This window comes from Micromonospora pisi (assembly GCF_003633685.1).
GTDB classification, from domain to species: Bacteria; Actinomycetota; Actinomycetes; order Mycobacteriales; family Micromonosporaceae; genus Micromonospora_G; species Micromonospora_G pisi.
The window spans coordinates 1,123,322-1,140,047 of record NZ_RBKT01000001.1; the positions used below are offsets into that span (position 1 = coordinate 1,123,322).

Annotated in this window: 17 protein-coding genes and 1 pseudogene; 8 read left to right on the forward strand and 10 right to left on the reverse strand. The window is 66.7% G+C overall.

The features are described 5' to 3' along the window. The first annotated feature begins 362 nt into the window (after positions 1–362). The 4 genes from BDK92_RS04340 (at position 363) to BDK92_RS40080 (ending at position 5,593) form a co-directional block, all read left to right on the forward strand. Positions 363–1,274, forward strand: coding sequence for a CHAP domain-containing protein (locus BDK92_RS04340; protein ID WP_170208484.1), 912 nt, complete (start codon positions 363–365; stop codon positions 1,272–1,274). A gap of 177 nt (positions 1,275–1,451) precedes the next feature. Then, positions 1,452–4,118, forward strand: coding sequence for an ATP-binding protein (locus BDK92_RS04345; RefSeq protein WP_170208485.1), 2,667 nt, complete (start codon positions 1,452–1,454; stop codon positions 4,116–4,118). 269 nt (positions 4,119–4,387) lie between these two features. Next, a complete protein-coding gene (locus BDK92_RS39580) occupies positions 4,388–4,564 on the forward strand; it encodes a hypothetical protein (protein WP_246016790.1) in 177 nt (58 codons plus the stop codon). A gap of 21 nt (positions 4,565–4,585) precedes the next feature. Then, the gene (locus tag BDK92_RS40080; protein ID WP_246016792.1) at positions 4,586–5,593 is read left to right on the forward strand and encodes an integrase core domain-containing protein; all 1,008 of its coding nucleotides are present in this window, start codon (positions 4,586–4,588) and stop codon (positions 5,591–5,593) included. Here BDK92_RS40080 and BDK92_RS04355 read toward each other — a convergent pair. From BDK92_RS04355 to BDK92_RS04365, 3 genes are read right to left on the reverse strand one after another with little or no spacing between them, the layout of a single operon-like run. Further along, positions 5,534–6,010, reverse strand: a complete 477-nt coding sequence (locus BDK92_RS04355) for a DUF6069 family protein (protein WP_121154814.1) — start codon at positions 6,008–6,010, stop codon at positions 5,534–5,536. The two genes, BDK92_RS40080 and BDK92_RS04355, sit on opposite strands and share 60 nt — an antisense overlap. Next, positions 6,007–6,486, reverse strand: a complete 480-nt coding sequence (locus tag BDK92_RS04360; RefSeq protein WP_121154816.1) for an SRPBCC family protein — start codon at positions 6,484–6,486, stop codon at positions 6,007–6,009. The genes BDK92_RS04355 and BDK92_RS04360 overlap by 4 nt, the downstream gene beginning before the upstream one ends. Beyond that, a complete protein-coding gene (locus tag BDK92_RS04365; protein ID WP_246016794.1) occupies positions 6,483–6,824 on the reverse strand; it encodes an ArsR/SmtB family transcription factor in 342 nt (113 codons plus the stop codon). Before BDK92_RS04365 ends, BDK92_RS04360 begins: the two co-directional genes overlap by 4 nt. An 86-nt stretch (positions 6,825–6,910) precedes the next feature. Between BDK92_RS04365 and BDK92_RS39590 the strand changes: the two genes are divergently transcribed. After that, entirely contained in the window at positions 6,911–7,057 is a 147-nt protein-coding gene (locus BDK92_RS39590) for a hypothetical protein (RefSeq protein WP_211349074.1), read from the forward strand. Between the two features lie 199 nt (positions 7,058–7,256). On the opposite strand, the gene BDK92_RS04370 is transcribed toward BDK92_RS39590, so the two are convergent. The 4 genes from BDK92_RS04370 to BDK92_RS40085 form a co-directional block, all read right to left on the reverse strand. Continuing rightward, positions 7,257–7,667, reverse strand: coding sequence for a hypothetical protein (locus tag BDK92_RS04370; protein ID WP_147456903.1), 411 nt, complete (start codon positions 7,665–7,667; stop codon positions 7,257–7,259). 230 nt (positions 7,668–7,897) lie between these two features. Next, complete coding sequence (locus BDK92_RS38780) at positions 7,898–8,053, reverse strand: hypothetical protein (RefSeq protein ID WP_170208486.1); 156 nt, start codon at positions 8,051–8,053, stop codon at positions 7,898–7,900. Positions 8,054–8,467: 414 nt separating this feature from the next. Then, positions 8,468–9,445: a tyrosine-type recombinase/integrase gene (locus BDK92_RS04375; protein WP_246016796.1), complete on the reverse strand. Its 978-nt coding sequence runs from the start codon at positions 9,443–9,445 to the stop codon at positions 8,468–8,470. A 67-nt stretch (positions 9,446–9,512) separates the two neighbouring features. Continuing rightward, the gene (locus tag BDK92_RS40085) at positions 9,513–9,995 is read right to left on the reverse strand and encodes a hypothetical protein (RefSeq protein ID WP_246016797.1); all 483 of its coding nucleotides are present in this window, start codon (positions 9,993–9,995) and stop codon (positions 9,513–9,515) included. A 317-nt stretch (positions 9,996–10,312) separates the two neighbouring features. Between BDK92_RS40085 and BDK92_RS40090 the strand changes: the two genes are divergently transcribed. Both BDK92_RS40090 and BDK92_RS40095 read left to right on the forward strand, forming a co-directional pair. Next, positions 10,313–10,645, forward strand: a complete 333-nt coding sequence (locus BDK92_RS40090) for a hypothetical protein (RefSeq protein WP_246016799.1) — start codon at positions 10,313–10,315, stop codon at positions 10,643–10,645. A gap of 250 nt (positions 10,646–10,895) precedes the next feature. Next, positions 10,896–11,375, forward strand: coding sequence for an integrase core domain-containing protein (locus BDK92_RS40095; protein WP_246016801.1), 480 nt, complete (start codon positions 10,896–10,898; stop codon positions 11,373–11,375). A gap of 215 nt (positions 11,376–11,590) precedes the next feature. Here BDK92_RS40095 and BDK92_RS04390 read toward each other — a convergent pair whose 3' ends face one another. The 3 genes and pseudogenes from BDK92_RS04390 to BDK92_RS40100 all read right to left on the reverse strand — a co-directional run. Beyond that, a complete protein-coding gene (locus BDK92_RS04390) occupies positions 11,591–11,815 on the reverse strand; it encodes a hypothetical protein (RefSeq protein ID WP_121154822.1) in 225 nt (74 codons plus the stop codon). A gap of 401 nt (positions 11,816–12,216) precedes the next feature. Next, complete coding sequence (locus tag BDK92_RS04395) at positions 12,217–14,760, reverse strand: S8 family serine peptidase (protein ID WP_121154825.1); 2,544 nt, start codon at positions 14,758–14,760, stop codon at positions 12,217–12,219. 568 nt (positions 14,761–15,328) lie between these two features. Next, positions 15,329–15,554, reverse strand: a pseudogene (locus BDK92_RS40100) (IS1634 family transposase); the annotation flags it as partial. 309 nt (positions 15,555–15,863) lie between these two features. Between BDK92_RS40100 and BDK92_RS40105 the strand changes: the two are divergent. Next, complete coding sequence (locus BDK92_RS40105; RefSeq protein WP_246016802.1) at positions 15,864–16,619, forward strand: integrase catalytic region; 756 nt, start codon at positions 15,864–15,866, stop codon at positions 16,617–16,619. The last annotated feature ends 107 nt before the right edge of the window (positions 16,620–16,726 follow it).

Genomic DNA, 16,726 nt, shown 5'->3' on the forward strand with positions numbered 1-16,726 from the left:
GTCTGATCGATCAGTGTCGCGGTCATCACGGCATCCTCCTCACCAGGCACAACGCCTGGTGGGTCAGGCTGGAAACACCGTTAGATCCACAGACCCGCACGTGTTGGCAGGACATCGGCCGGGGACTGCCCGACGCGCCGGTGAACCCGGTGATCCCGACCTCGGACGGGCTGCTGCCCGGGAGGGTCCGTCAAGGACATCGCGGGCAGCAGCCCGTGAAACGTCAACCGCGCGGGCCGGGAATCTTGTTCGGCTCTGTGCCGAACAGATCCGAACGACCTGAGCCATTTCCGTGAATGCCGCGCGCTGATGCAATTGGAATCGTCCAGCAAGGACGGCATTCAATTCGGAGGGACGCGCACATGCGCAGGAGACTCACGGCACTACTGCTGGGGCTCGCAGTGGCCGGCGGCGCCGTTGTCGCCACCGCCAGCACCGCCCAGGCCACGCCAAATGGCCGGCAGGCCACGACGGGGAGCCTGGCTTCGGCGACGCCGGCCTCGACGACCCGGGCGGCGGCGGCGTGTGCCATCACCCGGCACGGCTACACCGGCTACTACCTCTGCGGCACCAAGTTCGACGACCACAACTGGGGCGGCACCCAACCGGAGACCTACGTGATAGGTACCGACAACGCCGTCTGGCACATCAACGGTGGGACCGGCGGCTGGAAATCCCTCGGCGGCAACGTGACGGACCGGGTCCTGGCGTTCGCGGCGATCAACGGGCGGCGCAACATCCAGGGGATCGGCCCGGACGGAAAGACGCCGTGGTGCCGGGGATGGCTGGAGGGGCAGGGCTGGAACTCGTGGCAGAAGTGTGACATCCAGTCCCTCGCCGCGAGCCGGTTGGAGCAGGGCTACACCAGCTGCGCCGACTACTACAGCTGCCCCAACCCCGGTGTGTGGTGCGCCGACTTCGCCCGCTGGGTGTGGCGCAACGTCAACGTGCACGACACCGGCGTGCTAACCGCCGCCGCGGCCAGCTTCATCGCGTACGGGAAGAAGCACGACACCTGGAAGACCACCGCCAGTTACCAACCCAAGCCCGGCGACGCGATCGTCTTCGCCGCCAACAGCACCGGCACCTACGCCGAACACGTCGGCCTCGTGATCAGCGCCAACGCCAGCGGCGTGACGGTGGAGATCGGCGGCAACCAGAGCAACGCGGTCACCCGCTGGACCAGCAGTGGCGGCGCCCACATCGGCGATCGGCTGGGCAGCTGGACCATCAGTGGCTTCGTCGAGCCCAAGTACAACATCTGGCGCGTCTGACCCAAACCACACCCGGTGGGCGCCCGCGCCGCGGGCGCCCACCGGCGTACGTGCGCCCGCCCGACCGGACCGCGCGCAGAGATGAACAACGGATGTCGGCTCCGCGCCCAGGTGGGCGCGACCACCGGCGGGCGATAGGGTTGGCATCGACGGATGTCAGCGCTCCCGGGGAAGGCAATGACCCAGTTCGGTGTCGTTCCGCCGCAGCCACAGGAAGCGTCCACACCGATCGAGTTCATCGTGGCGCTGCGCGAACTACGGCTCTGGTCGGGCCTCACCTTCCGCCAACTCGCCGCCAAGGCCCGGGCGTCGGGCGACCAGCTAGCGCTGAGCACCATCGCCTCCGCGTTGAGCCGCTCCACCCTGCCCAGGCGGGAGGTGGTCGCCGGGTTCGTCCGCGCCTGCGGCCTCGACGAGGAGTCGGTCACCGCCTGGGTCGCGGTACGGGACGCGTTGTTCAGCCGGGGCGGCCAGGCCGCGGTGGCCGGCGACCCGGACCTACCCGGGCCGGCGCGGGACGGGGCCGACACCGGCCGGCAGCCATGGCCCGCCCCGCAGATGTTGCCGCCGGACATCCCGGACTTCACCGGCCGGGACGCAGAGGTGGGGACGCTGCGGCAGTTACTGCGGCCGGGCCCGAGGGACGGCTCGAACTCCGGCGCCCTGGTGGTCGCGGCCATCTGCGGCATGGGTGGGGTCGGCAAGACGGCGCTCGCCGTACACGTGGCGCACTCCCTGGCGAAGGCCTATCCGGACGGCCAGCTCTGGGTCGACCTCCGCGACGCCGAGGCGAGCCCGCTGGAGCCCAGCGACGTGCTGGCGCGGTTCCTGCGCGCGGTCGGCGTCGACAGCCGCGCCATACCCGCCGATCCGGTCGAGCGGGCCGAGATCTACCGCACGATGCTCGCCGATCGCCGGGTCCTGGTCGTGCTCGACAACGCCAGCTCCGAGCGGCAGGTCCGCCCGCTGCTGCCCGGCGCGGGGACCTGCGGCGTGCTGCTCACCAGTCGCCTCCGACTCGCCGGCCTCGAGGGCGCGCAGCACGTCGACCTCGAAATGTTCTCTCCCGGCGAGTCGATCCGGCTGCTGGCCCGGATCGCCGGAGACGACCGGTTGGCTAGGGACGTCGCGGCCGCCGCCGAGATCGCCGAGCTCTGCGGCGGCCTACCGTTGGCCGTACGGGTGGCCGGAGCGCGGCTCGCCGCCCGGCCGGCGTGGCAGCTGGCCGACCTGGCGACGTTGCTCGCCGACGAGCGTCGGCGGCTGGACCGGCTGAGCACCGGAGACCTCGCGGTGCGGGCGTCGCTCGCGTTGAGCTACCGCGAGCTCGACGACGAGCCCCGGCAGCTCTTCCATCTGCTCGCCCTCTTCGAGGTGCCCGACTTCTCCGGCTGGCTCGCCGCGACCGTCCTCGACCGCCCGCCGGCGCAGGCGACCGAGTGTCTGGAGGCCCTCGTCGACGCTCAGTTGCTCGCCGTGACGGGTACCGATGCCGCAGGGCAGATTCGCTACCACTTCCACGACCTGGTGCGGCTGTTCGCGATCGAGTCCGGTCGCAAGGCGCTCTCGTCGGACGCGATCGCGCAGGCGGTGAACCGGGGCCTTGGTAGCTGGGCCACGCTCGCCCATCGGATGGCACCGGCGGTACCCGGTCCGTGCTACGCCCTCATCAGCAGCCCCGAGCCGCGCCCGCCGATCGATCCCGGCATCACGGACAGCCTGGAGACCGCGCCCGTCGAGTGGTTCGACGCGGAACGGGCCGCACTGGTGAGCGCGGTGCGCCAGGCATGCCGGCTCGGCCTCGACAACCTCGCCTTCGACCTGACCGCCGGGCTGGAGAAATATTTCGACCTCCGCGGCATGTACACGGACTGGAGCAATCTCAACTCGCGGGTGATGGACCTTTGCCGCGACACCGGCAATCTCCTCGGCGAGGCGGTGATGCTCCGCGGGCTGCTCGACGTCACGACGTGGACCGCCGGCGAGCGGGACGACGACCAGATGGCCCGGCTGCACGACGAGGCGATCCGGCTGCTGGAGATGTTCCGCCGGCTCGGGCACGAGCCGGGCCGGTCCGACGCCGCCGTGATGTGCGCCTGGGCCCTGACCGCGGCCGGCCGGTACGAGGAGGCGGTCGACACGGCCACCCGGGCGCTCCAGCTCGCCGCACGCTCCGGCCATCTCGGCGGCCAGGCCCGCGCGTACCTGTTGCTCGGGGTCGCGAACTTCGAGCACGGGCAGTTCGAGAGCGCGGCCGCGCACGCCGCCGCCGCGCTCGACCGGGCCCGTAGACTGGGCAACCCCCGGTGGGTGGCCACCGGGCTGCAGTTCTGCGGCATCGCCCACCGTGAGCTGGGCGATCTCGACAAGAGCCGGCGGCTGCTCGACGAGTCGCTGGCCATCTCCCGCCGGTACCGGGACCGGTATCCGGAGGTCTTGACGCTGCTCGCGCTGGCCCGGCTGCAGCTGCGGCAGAACGACCCGGCCGCGCGGGAGACGGCCGAGACGTCACTGGCGTTTAGCCGCAGATACGGCATGAACCATCACATGGCCGAGGCACTCGAACTGCTCGGCATGGACGAGCTGGCGAACGGCACGCCGGCCGGAGCCATCGTTTACCTTGAGCAGTCCGTCGCGCTGTGGCGCACCCGCGGCTGGCATTCCCTGCAGGCCGCGGCCCTGACCAACCTGGGCCGGGCCTACGCCGAGGTCGACCCGCCCGCGGCCCGCCGGGCGTTCCAGGAGGCGTACGAGATCTTCGATCGGCTGGGCAAGGCCGCGAAGGCCGCCGAGCTGCGGGCGCTGACCGGAGCCGCGACCCCGGAAGAGCCCAGCCGAAGGTGACGGGGCTCACGGCGTCACGGTGTACGGACTGGGTACGTTGCTCGATCGGACCCTGTACCGCTCGGAGAGTCGGTTACGGCTACGCCACCTGGGAGTATTCGTTGATCAGCCCGTTGAGGATCTTCCGGCGGCGCTGTGAGTGCCGAAAAGCTCATCCGTCCTGGCCGCAGCCATCTAAATCATCGAGGCGGAAGGCTCCGCTGAAGACGTGGAACCTCTCGGCTGGATCGCAACGGTTGTCTACGTCGAGTACTGCGCGACGAGGGGGTGTGCTGTTTCGACTGGCCTACCTCGGCGTGACCAACACCCTCGCCCTGCTACGACTGCTACCCATGAGCGACCACGACAAAGACACCGAAATCCTCGCGCTCCGGCACCAGATCACGGTCCTCAAACGACAACCGCACGGCGACCGCGTCCAACTCACCCCGGCGGACCGGGCATAGTTGGCCGCCCTGCTACACCCGTTGCCGCGAACCGCACTGAACCACCCGCGGCTACTGATCCGCCCCGAGACGGTGCTGCGCCGGCACCTGACCGCCCGCCGACACGCCAGACATTCCCACCCCCACCAACTCGGGCGACCACGAACAGTCCGGTCCATCCGTCGGCTCGTCCTGCGCCTAGCCTCGGAGAACGCCACCTGGGGATACCGCCGCACCCACGGCGAACTGCTCGTCCTGGGCGTCAAGGTCGCCGCCTCCACCATCTGGAAGATCCTGAAGGATGCCGGAGTCGATCCGGCACCTCAACGCACCAGCAGCACGTGGGCGGCGTTCCTACGATCCCAGGCGCAGGCCGTCATCGCCGCCGACTTCATCGAAACGACCACCCTGACCGGCGCCCGCCTCTACGTCCTGGCGGTCATCGAACACGCCACCCGCCGCATCCGGATCCTCGGCGCCACCACACATCCCACCGCAGCCTGGGTGACCCAGACCGCCCGGAATCTGGTCATGGACCTCGAAGACGCGAGACGCCCGGTGAAATACCTGATCCGCGACCGGGACGGCAAATACCCGACCCTGTTCGACCGGGTGCCCGCCGACGCCGGCATCACCGTGGTACACACAGGCGTCCGGACACCCCGGATGAACGCGATCAAGGAACGCTGGATACGGACCTGCCGACGTGAACTCCTCGACCGGACACTGATTCTCAACCAGCGACATCTACTACACCCGCTCCGCGAGTACGAGGTCTTCTACAACGAACACAGGCCTCAACATTTTCGGCAGGTACAGCGTCGTTGGCCTGTCCGGTCGTCACTGTATGTAGCCGACGCTATGTCGTCCCGCCTTGTCATGCCAAAACAGTGCGTCGATCGGCTACCTCAGCTCGACCGTCGCGCCCGGTTCGGCGCGACGATCGGGTATCTCCCTGCTGACGGGTTCGGCGGCGCTTCCTCCTGGCGACTAATTGGGTGGGGTCTGGTGCGTGCTCCGGCCGCGGCGGCGCGGAAGAGCGTTGAGTGAGAGAAGGGCCGCCGGGATGATGGTCAGGTGCATCGCCGCGAGGGACACGGTGCTGGTGGTGTCGAATCCGGCGGGGATCGTCATCACCGCGATGGTGGCCACGGCGAGCACGGGAGTGGCGACCCGTGCGATGGGGATGACCGTCGACCACATGCGGGAAAGCGCTGCGACCAGCGTCAGGCCGAAGCCCAACGGCACGAGCGACATGAACGTGATCGAGACCGAGTCGACCTGTGTGGTGGTGCCGTTCTGCGGGTAGGTGAAGGCGCCGCCGAGTGCGCGGCCGACGGCGTAGACGGCCAGGTTGGTGATGAGTAGGCCGGCGAGCGCGGCGGCGATCAACGCCAGTCGGCCGGTGTTCGTCCTACCGGGGGCGGGCGGTGGTGCCGTGGCTTCAGCGGTTCCGGTATCGGTCACGGTCGGCGGTCTCGCGTCAGGAAGGATGCGAGGCCGTCGAGGATGCCCCGGGTGCCCTCCTCGCGGCCTTCGGCGGAGTCCAGGCCGTCGAAGTGGACGCCCTGTTCGGTGTACGTCAGGCGGGTGGCGTCGCCGTCGGGCTCCACGGCGATGGTGGTGAGGGATGTGGACAGGTGCTGGTCGTCGACCCACATGTCATAGGTGAAGACGATGCGGCGCTGGTCGACGATGTCGGTGTAGACGGACTCGAACCGTGATCGTGGGCCGCCATGCCACCGACCTTCCTCGATGGCGCGTCCGCCGACGCGGAAGTCGTGCGACTTGTCTTCGACCTCGAACGTCGGCCCACCGCCGAACCACTGGTCTCGTGCGGCGTCGTCGGAAAGGGCGTGCCAGACCTCGGCTACGGGCACGGGGTAGTTGCGCTCGATGACGAAGGTGGCGTGCGTCTGGCTGCGTTCGACTGTGTCGTTCATGTCGTCTCCTTGTTCGTGGGCGGGTCGAGGAAGGCGGCGAGCCGGTCGAGACGACGCTCGGCGGGTAGACGCTGCCGGCCGATCCATTCGGCGGCTGGGCTGAGCGCGTCGGCGTTGAGCTGGTATGTCCGGACCCGGCCAACTTTGCTGGATGCCACGATGCCGGCTGCTTCGAGCACGCCGAGGTGCTGGACCACGGTGGGCAGGGCCATGTCGAACGGGCGGGCGAGTTCGCTCACCGACGCGGGCCCGCGCGTCAGCCGCTCCACCATCGCGCGGCGACTGGCGTCGCCGAGGGCGTGGAACATCCGGTCGAGCCCACCCTGATACTTAGGCACATGACTAAGTGTGTGGGTAGGCTTCGAGCCTGTCAAGCACGCCCACGTGAAGCTCACGGCATCACTGGCCTGCCCGCACACTCGGCATGAACGCCGTTCTCGTGCGCATCCCCACCGACAACACCGCCAGCGCTGCCGTCGCCCGCGCCGCCGGATTCCGGCCCGACGGTAGCGAACCCCTCACCCGCGAAGGCGTGCGCTATCCCCTTCTCACCTGGCGCCACCAGCCATGACAACGCCGCAGGGCTTGTCACCACCACGCGCTCACCCACAGAGCCGCCCGGTAGCGCTGACACTCGCCAACATCGATCAGGGGCGATGCTTGGCAACCGGCTATGAAACTCGCGCTACAAACGCAGCTTGTGGCTGGGACGTACCGCTAGAAAAGCGAACTGGACAAAATCGGCCGCTGACGAGGCGTCCGCTGGTCGATCAGCCGTCCGAAGGCGGACGTCGATCGCCTGCGGTGGGGGCGCCGCCGGGTCGGGCGGTCAAGAGCCGGGCGGCGCGGCGCAGCAGGGCCCAACGCTGGGCCCCCAGCATGACCGCGAGATAGAGCAGGAGGCTGACCGTACCGAGGTCGGCGGCGGCCGGCGCGACCGCTTCGAGCGCCGCGTCGCTGGCGATGTGGATGCCCAACCCGATGATCCACAAGCTGACGGTGGTCCAGTTGCCCTGCCGGACCAGGATGCCCCGGTCGCGCCAGAGGTGCATCAGGCGGGCCCGAGCCACCCCGAACCCGACGCCGATCAGCAGGCTGACCACGAGCAGCCCGTACGCGGCGGCCCGGGATGCTGGTCCGGCCGGCGTAGCCGCTGACCTGGACCACGCCGATCGCCCCAAGAATCAACACCAGCGAGTACGGCCGCGTTCCCAGACCGGACGTTCCCGCAGTTGCCGGCTGATCAGCCAGCCGACGATCAGGATCGCGATAACGATGTTCACCGCGCTCATCGCAGTCTTCCCTCCGTTGCCGCCGCCCCGGTCGACCCCTGGCCGACCCGATGATCGCGTCGGAGACCAACCCGCTCGTCGTCCTCGCCCAGATATACGCCACCCGGCTCGGAAATTGCTCAGAGCGTCTGCCAGGTCCCAGCGTCATCGACGATGAGTAGCTGGAACATGGTGACGTACCCGTAATCGTTCCACCGGTCCTTCACCAGGAACGCCTGCCGCGAAGCTTGCGGAGGAAGGTTGCCCCGTCCGCGCTCGATCTGGCTGAACAGCATGCGGTCTCCAAGGCGGTCTGCTGTCAGGCAGAACGCACAGGTGTAAGTCCGGTGGTGCGGGCGCCAGGCGGCAAGCCTTCACCATGTTCCGCACCACCACCCACACCCTCAGCGGCGTCGCCGGATCGGTCGGTGTGAAAGCGGTGGGCTTCGGAGATCGCGACGGCCGCTTACGCGGGTGGTTGTAGTACGGTCCTCACTCGGCGGCGGGCCGGACCTTCCGCAAACACCGGTCCCGCCGCCTCGACCCAAGCGGGCGTTCATTGACGGCCGGAGCACGCCCACGACCACACTAGGAATCACCCTGTATGGCCGTAGGCACCGACTTCCCGAGCAGGTTCACCTGCACAATGGACACATCGATTAGTGCGCTGCACCCCGTCTGGTGTACAGGTCAAGGAGCCATGATGTGGGTCATTGGTCTTCGTCGTGTGGCGCGAGAGGATGGGCCTCGCCTGTCAACGCTGCGACGACCGCGGCGAGTTCGCTGAGGTCGGCCTTGGCGTAGGTAGCAGTGCTCCCGACATCACCACTCGACTCGCTGTGACCCGCGAACGCCCGTGCGGTCGCATAGCTGAACGTGCGCTCGACCCACGTAATGACGGTGTGCCGTAACCAGTGCACGCTGATGCCCTGCGTGGCAACCCACGGCAGGTGCTCCCCGATCCGGGTCCAGAGGTGGTCGTAACGCCGGTGCGTGACAGGACGACGGTGGCGGAACCAAAAGAGCTTGCCTGTGGGATCGCCGTCGCCACGTTCGCCCCAGTGCGCAAGCAGGTGCCGCATCAGCGTCGGCGACACCGGCTGCCAGCGCTCAGTCCCACCCTTCTCCCGGAGACGGACAAGACACTGCCTCTCGTCAAGGTCACAACGTCGGAGGTTGAGCGCTCCACCGCGCCGGCACGCGGTCTCGGTGTGAAAACGCAGTAGCAGCGAGTCCAGCGCGGGATCATTGCCGGTGGTAGCGGCGATCTCGGTGATCTCGGTCAGTCGCTTGTCCGCTAACGCGTGCCTATTGCTGGCCTGCCTCCGCGGTTTGGCCACCCGGGAGGCCGGATTGTCGGCCTCGCTGATGAACCCGTTGTCGACCGCCCGCTTGTAAAGGCACCGCATCGCCGCGACGTAATTCTCCTCCGCACCGCTTCCCCCGCGACCGTTGCGGCGGATGACGCGGTTGGCCCGGATCTGCTTTCCCAAGCTCCCGATCTCCAGCGGACCGGGCTCGTTCAACCGCCGGGAACCCCACTCGTCGACGACCCGATTCCAGTACGTGCCGTACGCCTTCAACGTCCCGGGCGTGACCGCAGCGGCGACCCTGGGAACGAACTCCGCGAACGTCGGCACCTGTGGCCGGTTCGCTGCCGCTCCAGCCAGCAGGTCGGCAGGGGTCACCCCAGCTTGGCGAGCAAAACCAGCGCCGCATCAACCTCGGGCCGCCCCGAAGCCCCACCATCAACCCTCATACGGCATCACCGCCGAACACGTCGGCGTAATACCGAGAGATCATCGCGTCGAGCGCCGCCGGCGGATGGACAACCAACCGCCCCATGTCAGGGTCGGCCACGAGCAGGACCCGACTGCCAGCCTCCAACCCACACCAACGACGGACGGGCGCAGGCAGCCGCAGATGACCCTTCAACGACACCCGGATCGGGCCGCCACGGTCGGCGGACACCACGACCAGACCGCCGCGCTCCCGGCACGCCACTGTTGTCCCGGGCACCCAGCCGAGCGCTCCGAAGATGAGCCGCGCGGCGATCCGCCCACGATCATCGATCGCGGCAAAGCCGTAGGTGGAGGAACGCTCACGAGCGGCCATCAGCCGAGGCACGGAGACATGCCGGTAGCCGATGACGGGAAGAGACTGGCCCGGTCGCCCGGCGCGAGCTTTCCGGACCTTCGGCGGGATAAGCGGTGCCACAAGGCTGGTCACAACGACCACCTCTGACGCGGTCGATGACCCGCTGACACCGGTCGCCGGAAGCTACCGCAACGTCCCGAGACGTGGACGGATCCCTGTCCTGGGCGACGGCTTCAAGTTCGTGACCGATGACCATGACGACGCTGTCATCTTCTGGGCCGTGCGCCAAGGCAGAGTAAGAAGCGAGCTACAGCGACGTGACTGGAAGATAGATTAGAAACAGTCAGTAGCACAAGACATCATAGACGCAATCAAGGCCTCGATGCCCTGTACGGTGCCAATACCTGTCACACGCGCTGTGAACTGGTCCCTCGCAAGTTTGAGGCACCTTCATGGTCATGGCGTTTCGGTTGATCTATCTGTTCGCGATCCGCGTGTTCGACGCCCTTCTCGCTGCGACCCGCAGTGACAGTGCCATGCTCGCGGAGCTGCTGGCGCTGCGCCACGAGGCCGCGGTCCTCCGCCGCCAGGTCCGCAGCCGACCACGGCTGTCCTGGCCAGACCCGGCAACCCTGTCCACGCTCGCCCATTTCCTACCCCGTCCGGTCCGCGTCCACCAGATCGTGACCCGGCGACCCCGCTGGCCTGGCACCGCCGGCTGGTGCGACGTCGCTGGACCTACCCAAGCCGTGGTGACCGCCCGCCCGTCAGCCCCGAAATCCGGGAGTTGATCTACCGGAGGCCGCCGAGTACCCGCGGTGGGGCCACAAACGCATCCAGGGCGAACTACTCAGGCTCGGCCACCGCGTCGGGCTCGGCACCATCCGACAGATCCTCGCCAGCCAACGGATCGAACCCGCCCCACGCGGGGTCCACACCTCGCGGCGGACGTTCCTACGTACCCAGGCGACAGGGCTACCGGCCACCGACTTCTTCCATCTCGACACGATTACGCCGCGCCAGCTCTACCTGCTGGTCGTAATGGAAATCGCCACCCACCGAGTGCACATCCTCGGCATGACCGAACACCCAACCCAGACCTGGGTCACCCAACAGGCCCGCAACCCGGTCATAGACCTCGGAGAACAAACCAACGCGTTCCAGTTCCTGATCCGCGACCGTGACACCCAATACGGTGCACCCTTCGACGCAGTGCTCGCTGATAAGGGCCCGCAGGTGGTGAAGACGCCGCCTCGCACGCCCCGTGCCAACTGCTTCGTCGAGCGCTGGGGCCACAGCATGCGCGAGGAATACACCGACCACCTCCTCATCCACGGCCAGCGGCACGCCAGGACGATCCTCAACGAGTACGTCCAACACCTCAACGACCACCGACCACACCAAGGGCGCGGACAACTGCCACCCAACCACAACCCGAAGGTACTTAAACCGATCGACAGCGTCGTCCAACGCCGACGACGACTGCAAGGAACCATCAACGAGTACCACCGAGCCGCCTGAACGAATCCTCAAAACCGCAGGTCAGCACCCGGAATCTAGTTTTGGCACCCTACAAGCTTCACACGGCGCACGCACCTGTCCCAGATCGCGCCGAGTGGCAACCGATCCGACCCAGCCGGTGAGGAAGCGCTCGTGCGGGGGCGTGTCCGGAACGTCATCATCCAGGTGTCGCGTTCCGGCGAGTCCGGGCCGGCGTCACATAGAAAAGTCCTGCCTCAACCCAGCAGCCGGCCGGCGAGCACGACCACCATTGCCACCACGTTGGCGAGCATCGCGGCCAGCGGCAGGAATGTGTCGCGGGCACGCAGGTACTTGTGGGACACATAGGTCATCGGGTCGGTGCGCAGGACCCTGGGGAAAACGTACAGGCAGATGGGCACGACGAGGATGAGTAGCAGCACGGTCGACACCGCGAGCGGGTTGCCTTGCAGGACCAGCACCGCGCCGACCAGCGGCAGCAGCAGGCTCGGCAGCTAAACGGCGCCACAAATTCGGTCGACCCGGTGGCGCGTTCGACGGTGGCGTCGCTCGGATAACACGTCGCTGCTGCAGGCGCACTCCAGGATCACCTCGTAAATGCGCAGCGAGAAGTTCGTGACCCGCGGCCCGGTGCGGGACACCAGTGGACGGGAGGACGGACACCGCGGTCGGGAAGACGACCGCGGTGTCCGCGCACAGGCCCGGGTATGGGACAGTCGCGGTCCGGCGCACGAGCCTCGCGACGGCCTCCACGTCGACGGTGTCCCCTCGCGACCGTGGCGGTCAGGGCGGCTGAACCTGGGCGAAGCCTGGCCAGCCAGGCTCAGGCGAACTTGAGCCTGGCTGGCCAGGCCACGTGCGGCTAGACGCCGCCGGACCCTGCTCCGGGCAGCGTCCGCACGACGGTCAGCGTCACATCGCCGTGGTGGTAGGACACCCTGAACAGGTGGCGGCCCGCGTTCAACGTCCGCCGTTCCGGCAGGGAATGAAAGTTGCCCTTGATCGAGTCGCCGCTCATGATCGTCAGTACCGTGCCCGGAGTGAGGCGCGCGCGAATGTCCAGGGTGAGTTCGCCGTCCAGCTTCAGGTGACCCGCAGCCCGCACGCTCGTGTAGTCGTGGTCGCCGGAGATGGTGATGGCGAGGCGACCCGCTCGGCTGACGGTCACGTCGCCGCCGACGTTCAGGACGTTGCCGGGCGCGACGTCGACGAGGGTGATTGACGCCGCGGACGCCGCTTCTTTGGACGACAGACCGGGCTGCAGCACGCCGCGGTCGACGTGAATGCTGCCTGCCACGCGACCGCCGCCGCCGAGCGTGCCGCCCTTGACGAGGATCGAACTTGCGTGCGAGCCGTTGATCGAAAGCTTACCGCCCTCAACCGTCGTGCCGCCCTCGTAGGTGTCGTGGCCCGCCATGATCAGCGTCCCGGAGCCCTGCTTGACCAAAGAAGCCGTGTAGAGCTTTTCGTCGATCTTGTGCTGGATGTAGGCCGCGCGCGCATCCATCCATTCCTTGCGCCACTTGACGGCGTCCGCATGGGTGATTTTGTCGTACAACTCGGGACGGCCGTCAGTAATAGCTTGGATGTAAGGATCAGCCAAAATGCCCTGAAGCATGAAGGCCTGTTCGTTAAGCGTGCCGTCCGGATTCAGCACGTTGGGGCTGAATTCACCGGCATAGGCAATGCCATGCCGCTTGTAGTCAGCCAGCCACTGCCGATCTTCCTTCTCTCTTTCCTTGATCGCGATCTGGCTAATGTCGTTCGACCAGACGTCCAGGGGCGCTTTATTCATGTTGTAGGTCATGGGGCTCAGGAACTGGCCGGGGCCGTACATGCCCTTGGCCAGATCGGGAATCCCCCAGCCCCAGCGTGCGTCCGGAAGACCATCGGGAGCGGTCCAGTCGGTGGATGCCCCGGAGGGGGAGGTTTGCCCGGTGCCGAGGAATCTCACGCCGTCCGACATCTTATTGTTCGCCGTGGTGAACATCAGCTCACGCACCTGCTTGGCATCCATGTTCGGATAGCGGGAGAGCAGAATTCCCATCACCGCTGTCGCAACCGGCGTTGCCGGTGACGTGCCGCTTGAGTTTGAATAGTTGGTATCACCAGCGCTGCTCGTGGTACGAACGCTGTTTGAAGGGGTAGAGACGGTCCACCATCTCGCCAGCCCCGCCTCGTTAAACCCGAACTGCTTTGCGTATTCGGGATTGGCCGCAGTGGGCGGTTGCACCCCGCCGACGGCTACAAACTGATTCTCCGCCCAGGGATTGAAGAGGGGATACGCCGGGCGGAAATACGGGTTGCTCCAGTCGTTGTTTCCGGCCGACCTTACGTTGACGGTACCGCTGTCCTTGATGGCTTCCCAGATGGCATCCATGAAGGAACGCCCGGGGTACTTAGGATTGTATTGAATTCCGCCTTTCGAATAGCTTTTCTTGAAGAAGAAATACTGGTACTCCAGATCCTTCAGGTATTCGCTGGGAACGATAGTCGCCATTGCCGTGGCGCTGGCACTGTCTTTGCCAGCCAGTAGGTAAGCGTTGGCGAGGTTGCCGTTGGCTCCAAGATCGTTTGCGAGACCGTCAAAGCGGGCTCTGTCAAGAGTCTGGACATAAGAGCCCCAACTGCTGTTGATGACCTGGGCGCCTGCGTCGACCAGGGCCTTATTGGCCGCGTACCAGTACACGTAATCGTGGAAGGGACCGTGGGACTGGGTATCGGACCCGCCGGTATTGGCAACATAAATCTTCGATCCAAAGGCGATGCCGTGCTGGTCTTTACCATCGCGTATGCCGGAGGTAACCCCAAGCATACCGGTCCCGTGCCCGTAGTCACTTGTTCTCGCCTGATCAGCGGCGATAGTGAACCGCTCGCCCTTAGTAAACGGGTTCGCCGGGGTGGCTGCGTTTCGATACCCGAAGCCGGACGTGCCGTAGACACCCTCCGCTCTCACCGGCACGATCAGCCCGGTCTGAAATGCTTCGTGTGTAGGCCTGTAGCCCGAATCCATCATGCCCAGCTTGACGCCCCGCCCGCAGTACCCTAGGGCATAGGCGGTGGACGCGTTTACCGCGACGAGCTGCCACGGGGAATCGACCGCTGCGCCAGGATTAGAAGGATTATGGCCGGTATAATAGCCATATTCCGGCGTTTCCCAACTGGCTTTAGCGGCATCTAGTTCTTCAGGACTCCTGGCGACAAAGCCCGGGTCTCCCGGGTACGAGCACTGCGCGCAATCTTCCCGGTACGCCAGCCAATCGCCCGTATGGCCAGGGGTCGACGTCGGACCGGTCTTGGACGATGCCGAGGCAAACCCGGCCGGAGCCGACGCGATGCCTACTCCGGCAGCAAGCGCCCCTCCCAACCGCAGGAACTGTCGCCGACTCGTGGGCCTCATGCTCATCTCCGACTCCTTCCCGATGGGTCGATATCTCTAACGGACCGGGGAGGCCTGTTGCGTCCCAGCCCCATGATCCACACGCGCTAATTAGACTGCGACACAAGTGCCTCGTCAAGGGGGCAAAATCTGTCCACCAGAAGCGGTTTGAGGCACGATCCACATCGATAAACGTAACGATCCTGGGCCGGGCCACGGGCTCCTCGCGGGGCCGGATGAGTGACGGTCCTGGTCAAAACTCGGTCGCTGTTGAGCTGGGGTTTCATGTGGCGGCTTGGTGCTCGTTGAGGAGTCCTCCGAGGCGTTTGCGGCGATGTATGCGGTCGGTCGGGTGGGGAGTGGGACGTTGCGGTCGTCGGTCGGTGCTCGCAGACCGATCCCATGGTTTTGGTGGCTTCGGCCGGTGTTGTAGTGCTCGATAGAGGTCTGCAGCGCGTGGCCGCGAAGCCCAGAGTTAGGACAATTTAGTGCGTACCCACGCGATTGTTCTGGTCGAGGACGTGGCGGAGGTCGTCAGGGAGAGGATCGGCCGCGGTGATGGTGTGGGCGCCGACTTGGATCTGGATGGTGCGGCTCGCCACTCGGCCACCACGAAGGGCACGTCGGGGATGCGGGCGCCGAGGATGAACGACAGTCCGGCGTCCTCGATGGCTTTCCGGTTGGCCGCCGGCACCGGAGTCAGCCACAACCGTGGCGTCGGTCAACTTGCGGGCCTGCATGAAGGAGCGCATCGTGGTCGTCTCACCCGCGATGCCTTCAAAAGCATTGACCATCAAGGGAAAGCCGGTCGCGTCGGTCAACGCTCGTGTGGCGTCGCCACGGTCGACTGGTTCGGCCTTGCGAGCCTCTATCCCCTGCTACGCGAGCTACAGAAGACGGAGACGGGCCCCTGGGTCCAGTTCCACCTCGCATGGTGTTTCACCGAGCGACCGACCGTGTGCTGTTCGGAAACTCATCGCTGCTGCTCGGAGTGGGTGTGGCACGCCACCACGGCCAGCTGAACCCTGTCCAGGTGATCATCTCACTGGTGTACCGGGTGGCACGCAAGCTCCTCGCGGTCCCGGCCGTCCTACTACGCCGGGAACACAGCCAAGGATGCCGAACTGCTCGTGCTTCGGCATGAGAACGCGGTGCTGCGCAGGCAGCTCACGGGGCCGGTGCGGTACGAGCCGGCGGACCGACTGTGGTTCACGGCGCTGTCCTCGCTCATACCCCGACGCCGGTGGGCGCAGGTGTTCCCGGTGACGCCCGCGACCCTGCTCGCTTGGCACCGCGGACTCATCGCGAGCAAGTGGGACTACAGCATGCGCCGGGGCAGACCCGGCAGGCCGCCAACCGCGAGCGCGGTGAAGGCGCTGGTGCTACGGCTGGCTCGGCAGAATCCGCGCTGGGGGTGCCGTCGGATCCAGGGTGAGCTTGTTCGCCTCGGGCATCCCATCGGCACCACGACAGTTTGGGAGATCCTTACCGCGGCCGGCATTGATCCGGCCCCGCGCCGCAACGGCCCGACATGGCGCGAGTTCCTGACCGCGCAAGCCGACAGCGTCATCGCCTGCGACTTCGTACACATCGACCTGGTCGACCTACGCCGGGTGTACGCCCTGGTGTTCCTCGAACACGGCACACGCCGACTGCACGTCGCCGGGGTGACCGCTCATCCGACGGCATCCTGGACGGTGCAGCAGGCAAGAAACCGAGCCACCGAGTTGGGCGTACGGGTCAACTCGCTGCGCTTCCTGATCCGCGACCGGAGACCCACGCCCGGCACGTCCTTGGCACCTACGCCCGACACTACAACCACCATCGCCCGCACCAGTCTCGAAGACAGCTCCCTCCCCTCGCCCAGGAGCACCCCGCGCCGGTGACCGACCTGACCGCTCACCGACTCCTACGAACCCGAGTGCTCGGAGGCGTCATCAACGAGTACAGACACGCAGCCTGACCAGCAGCGACGAGTTTCCGAACGGCACAG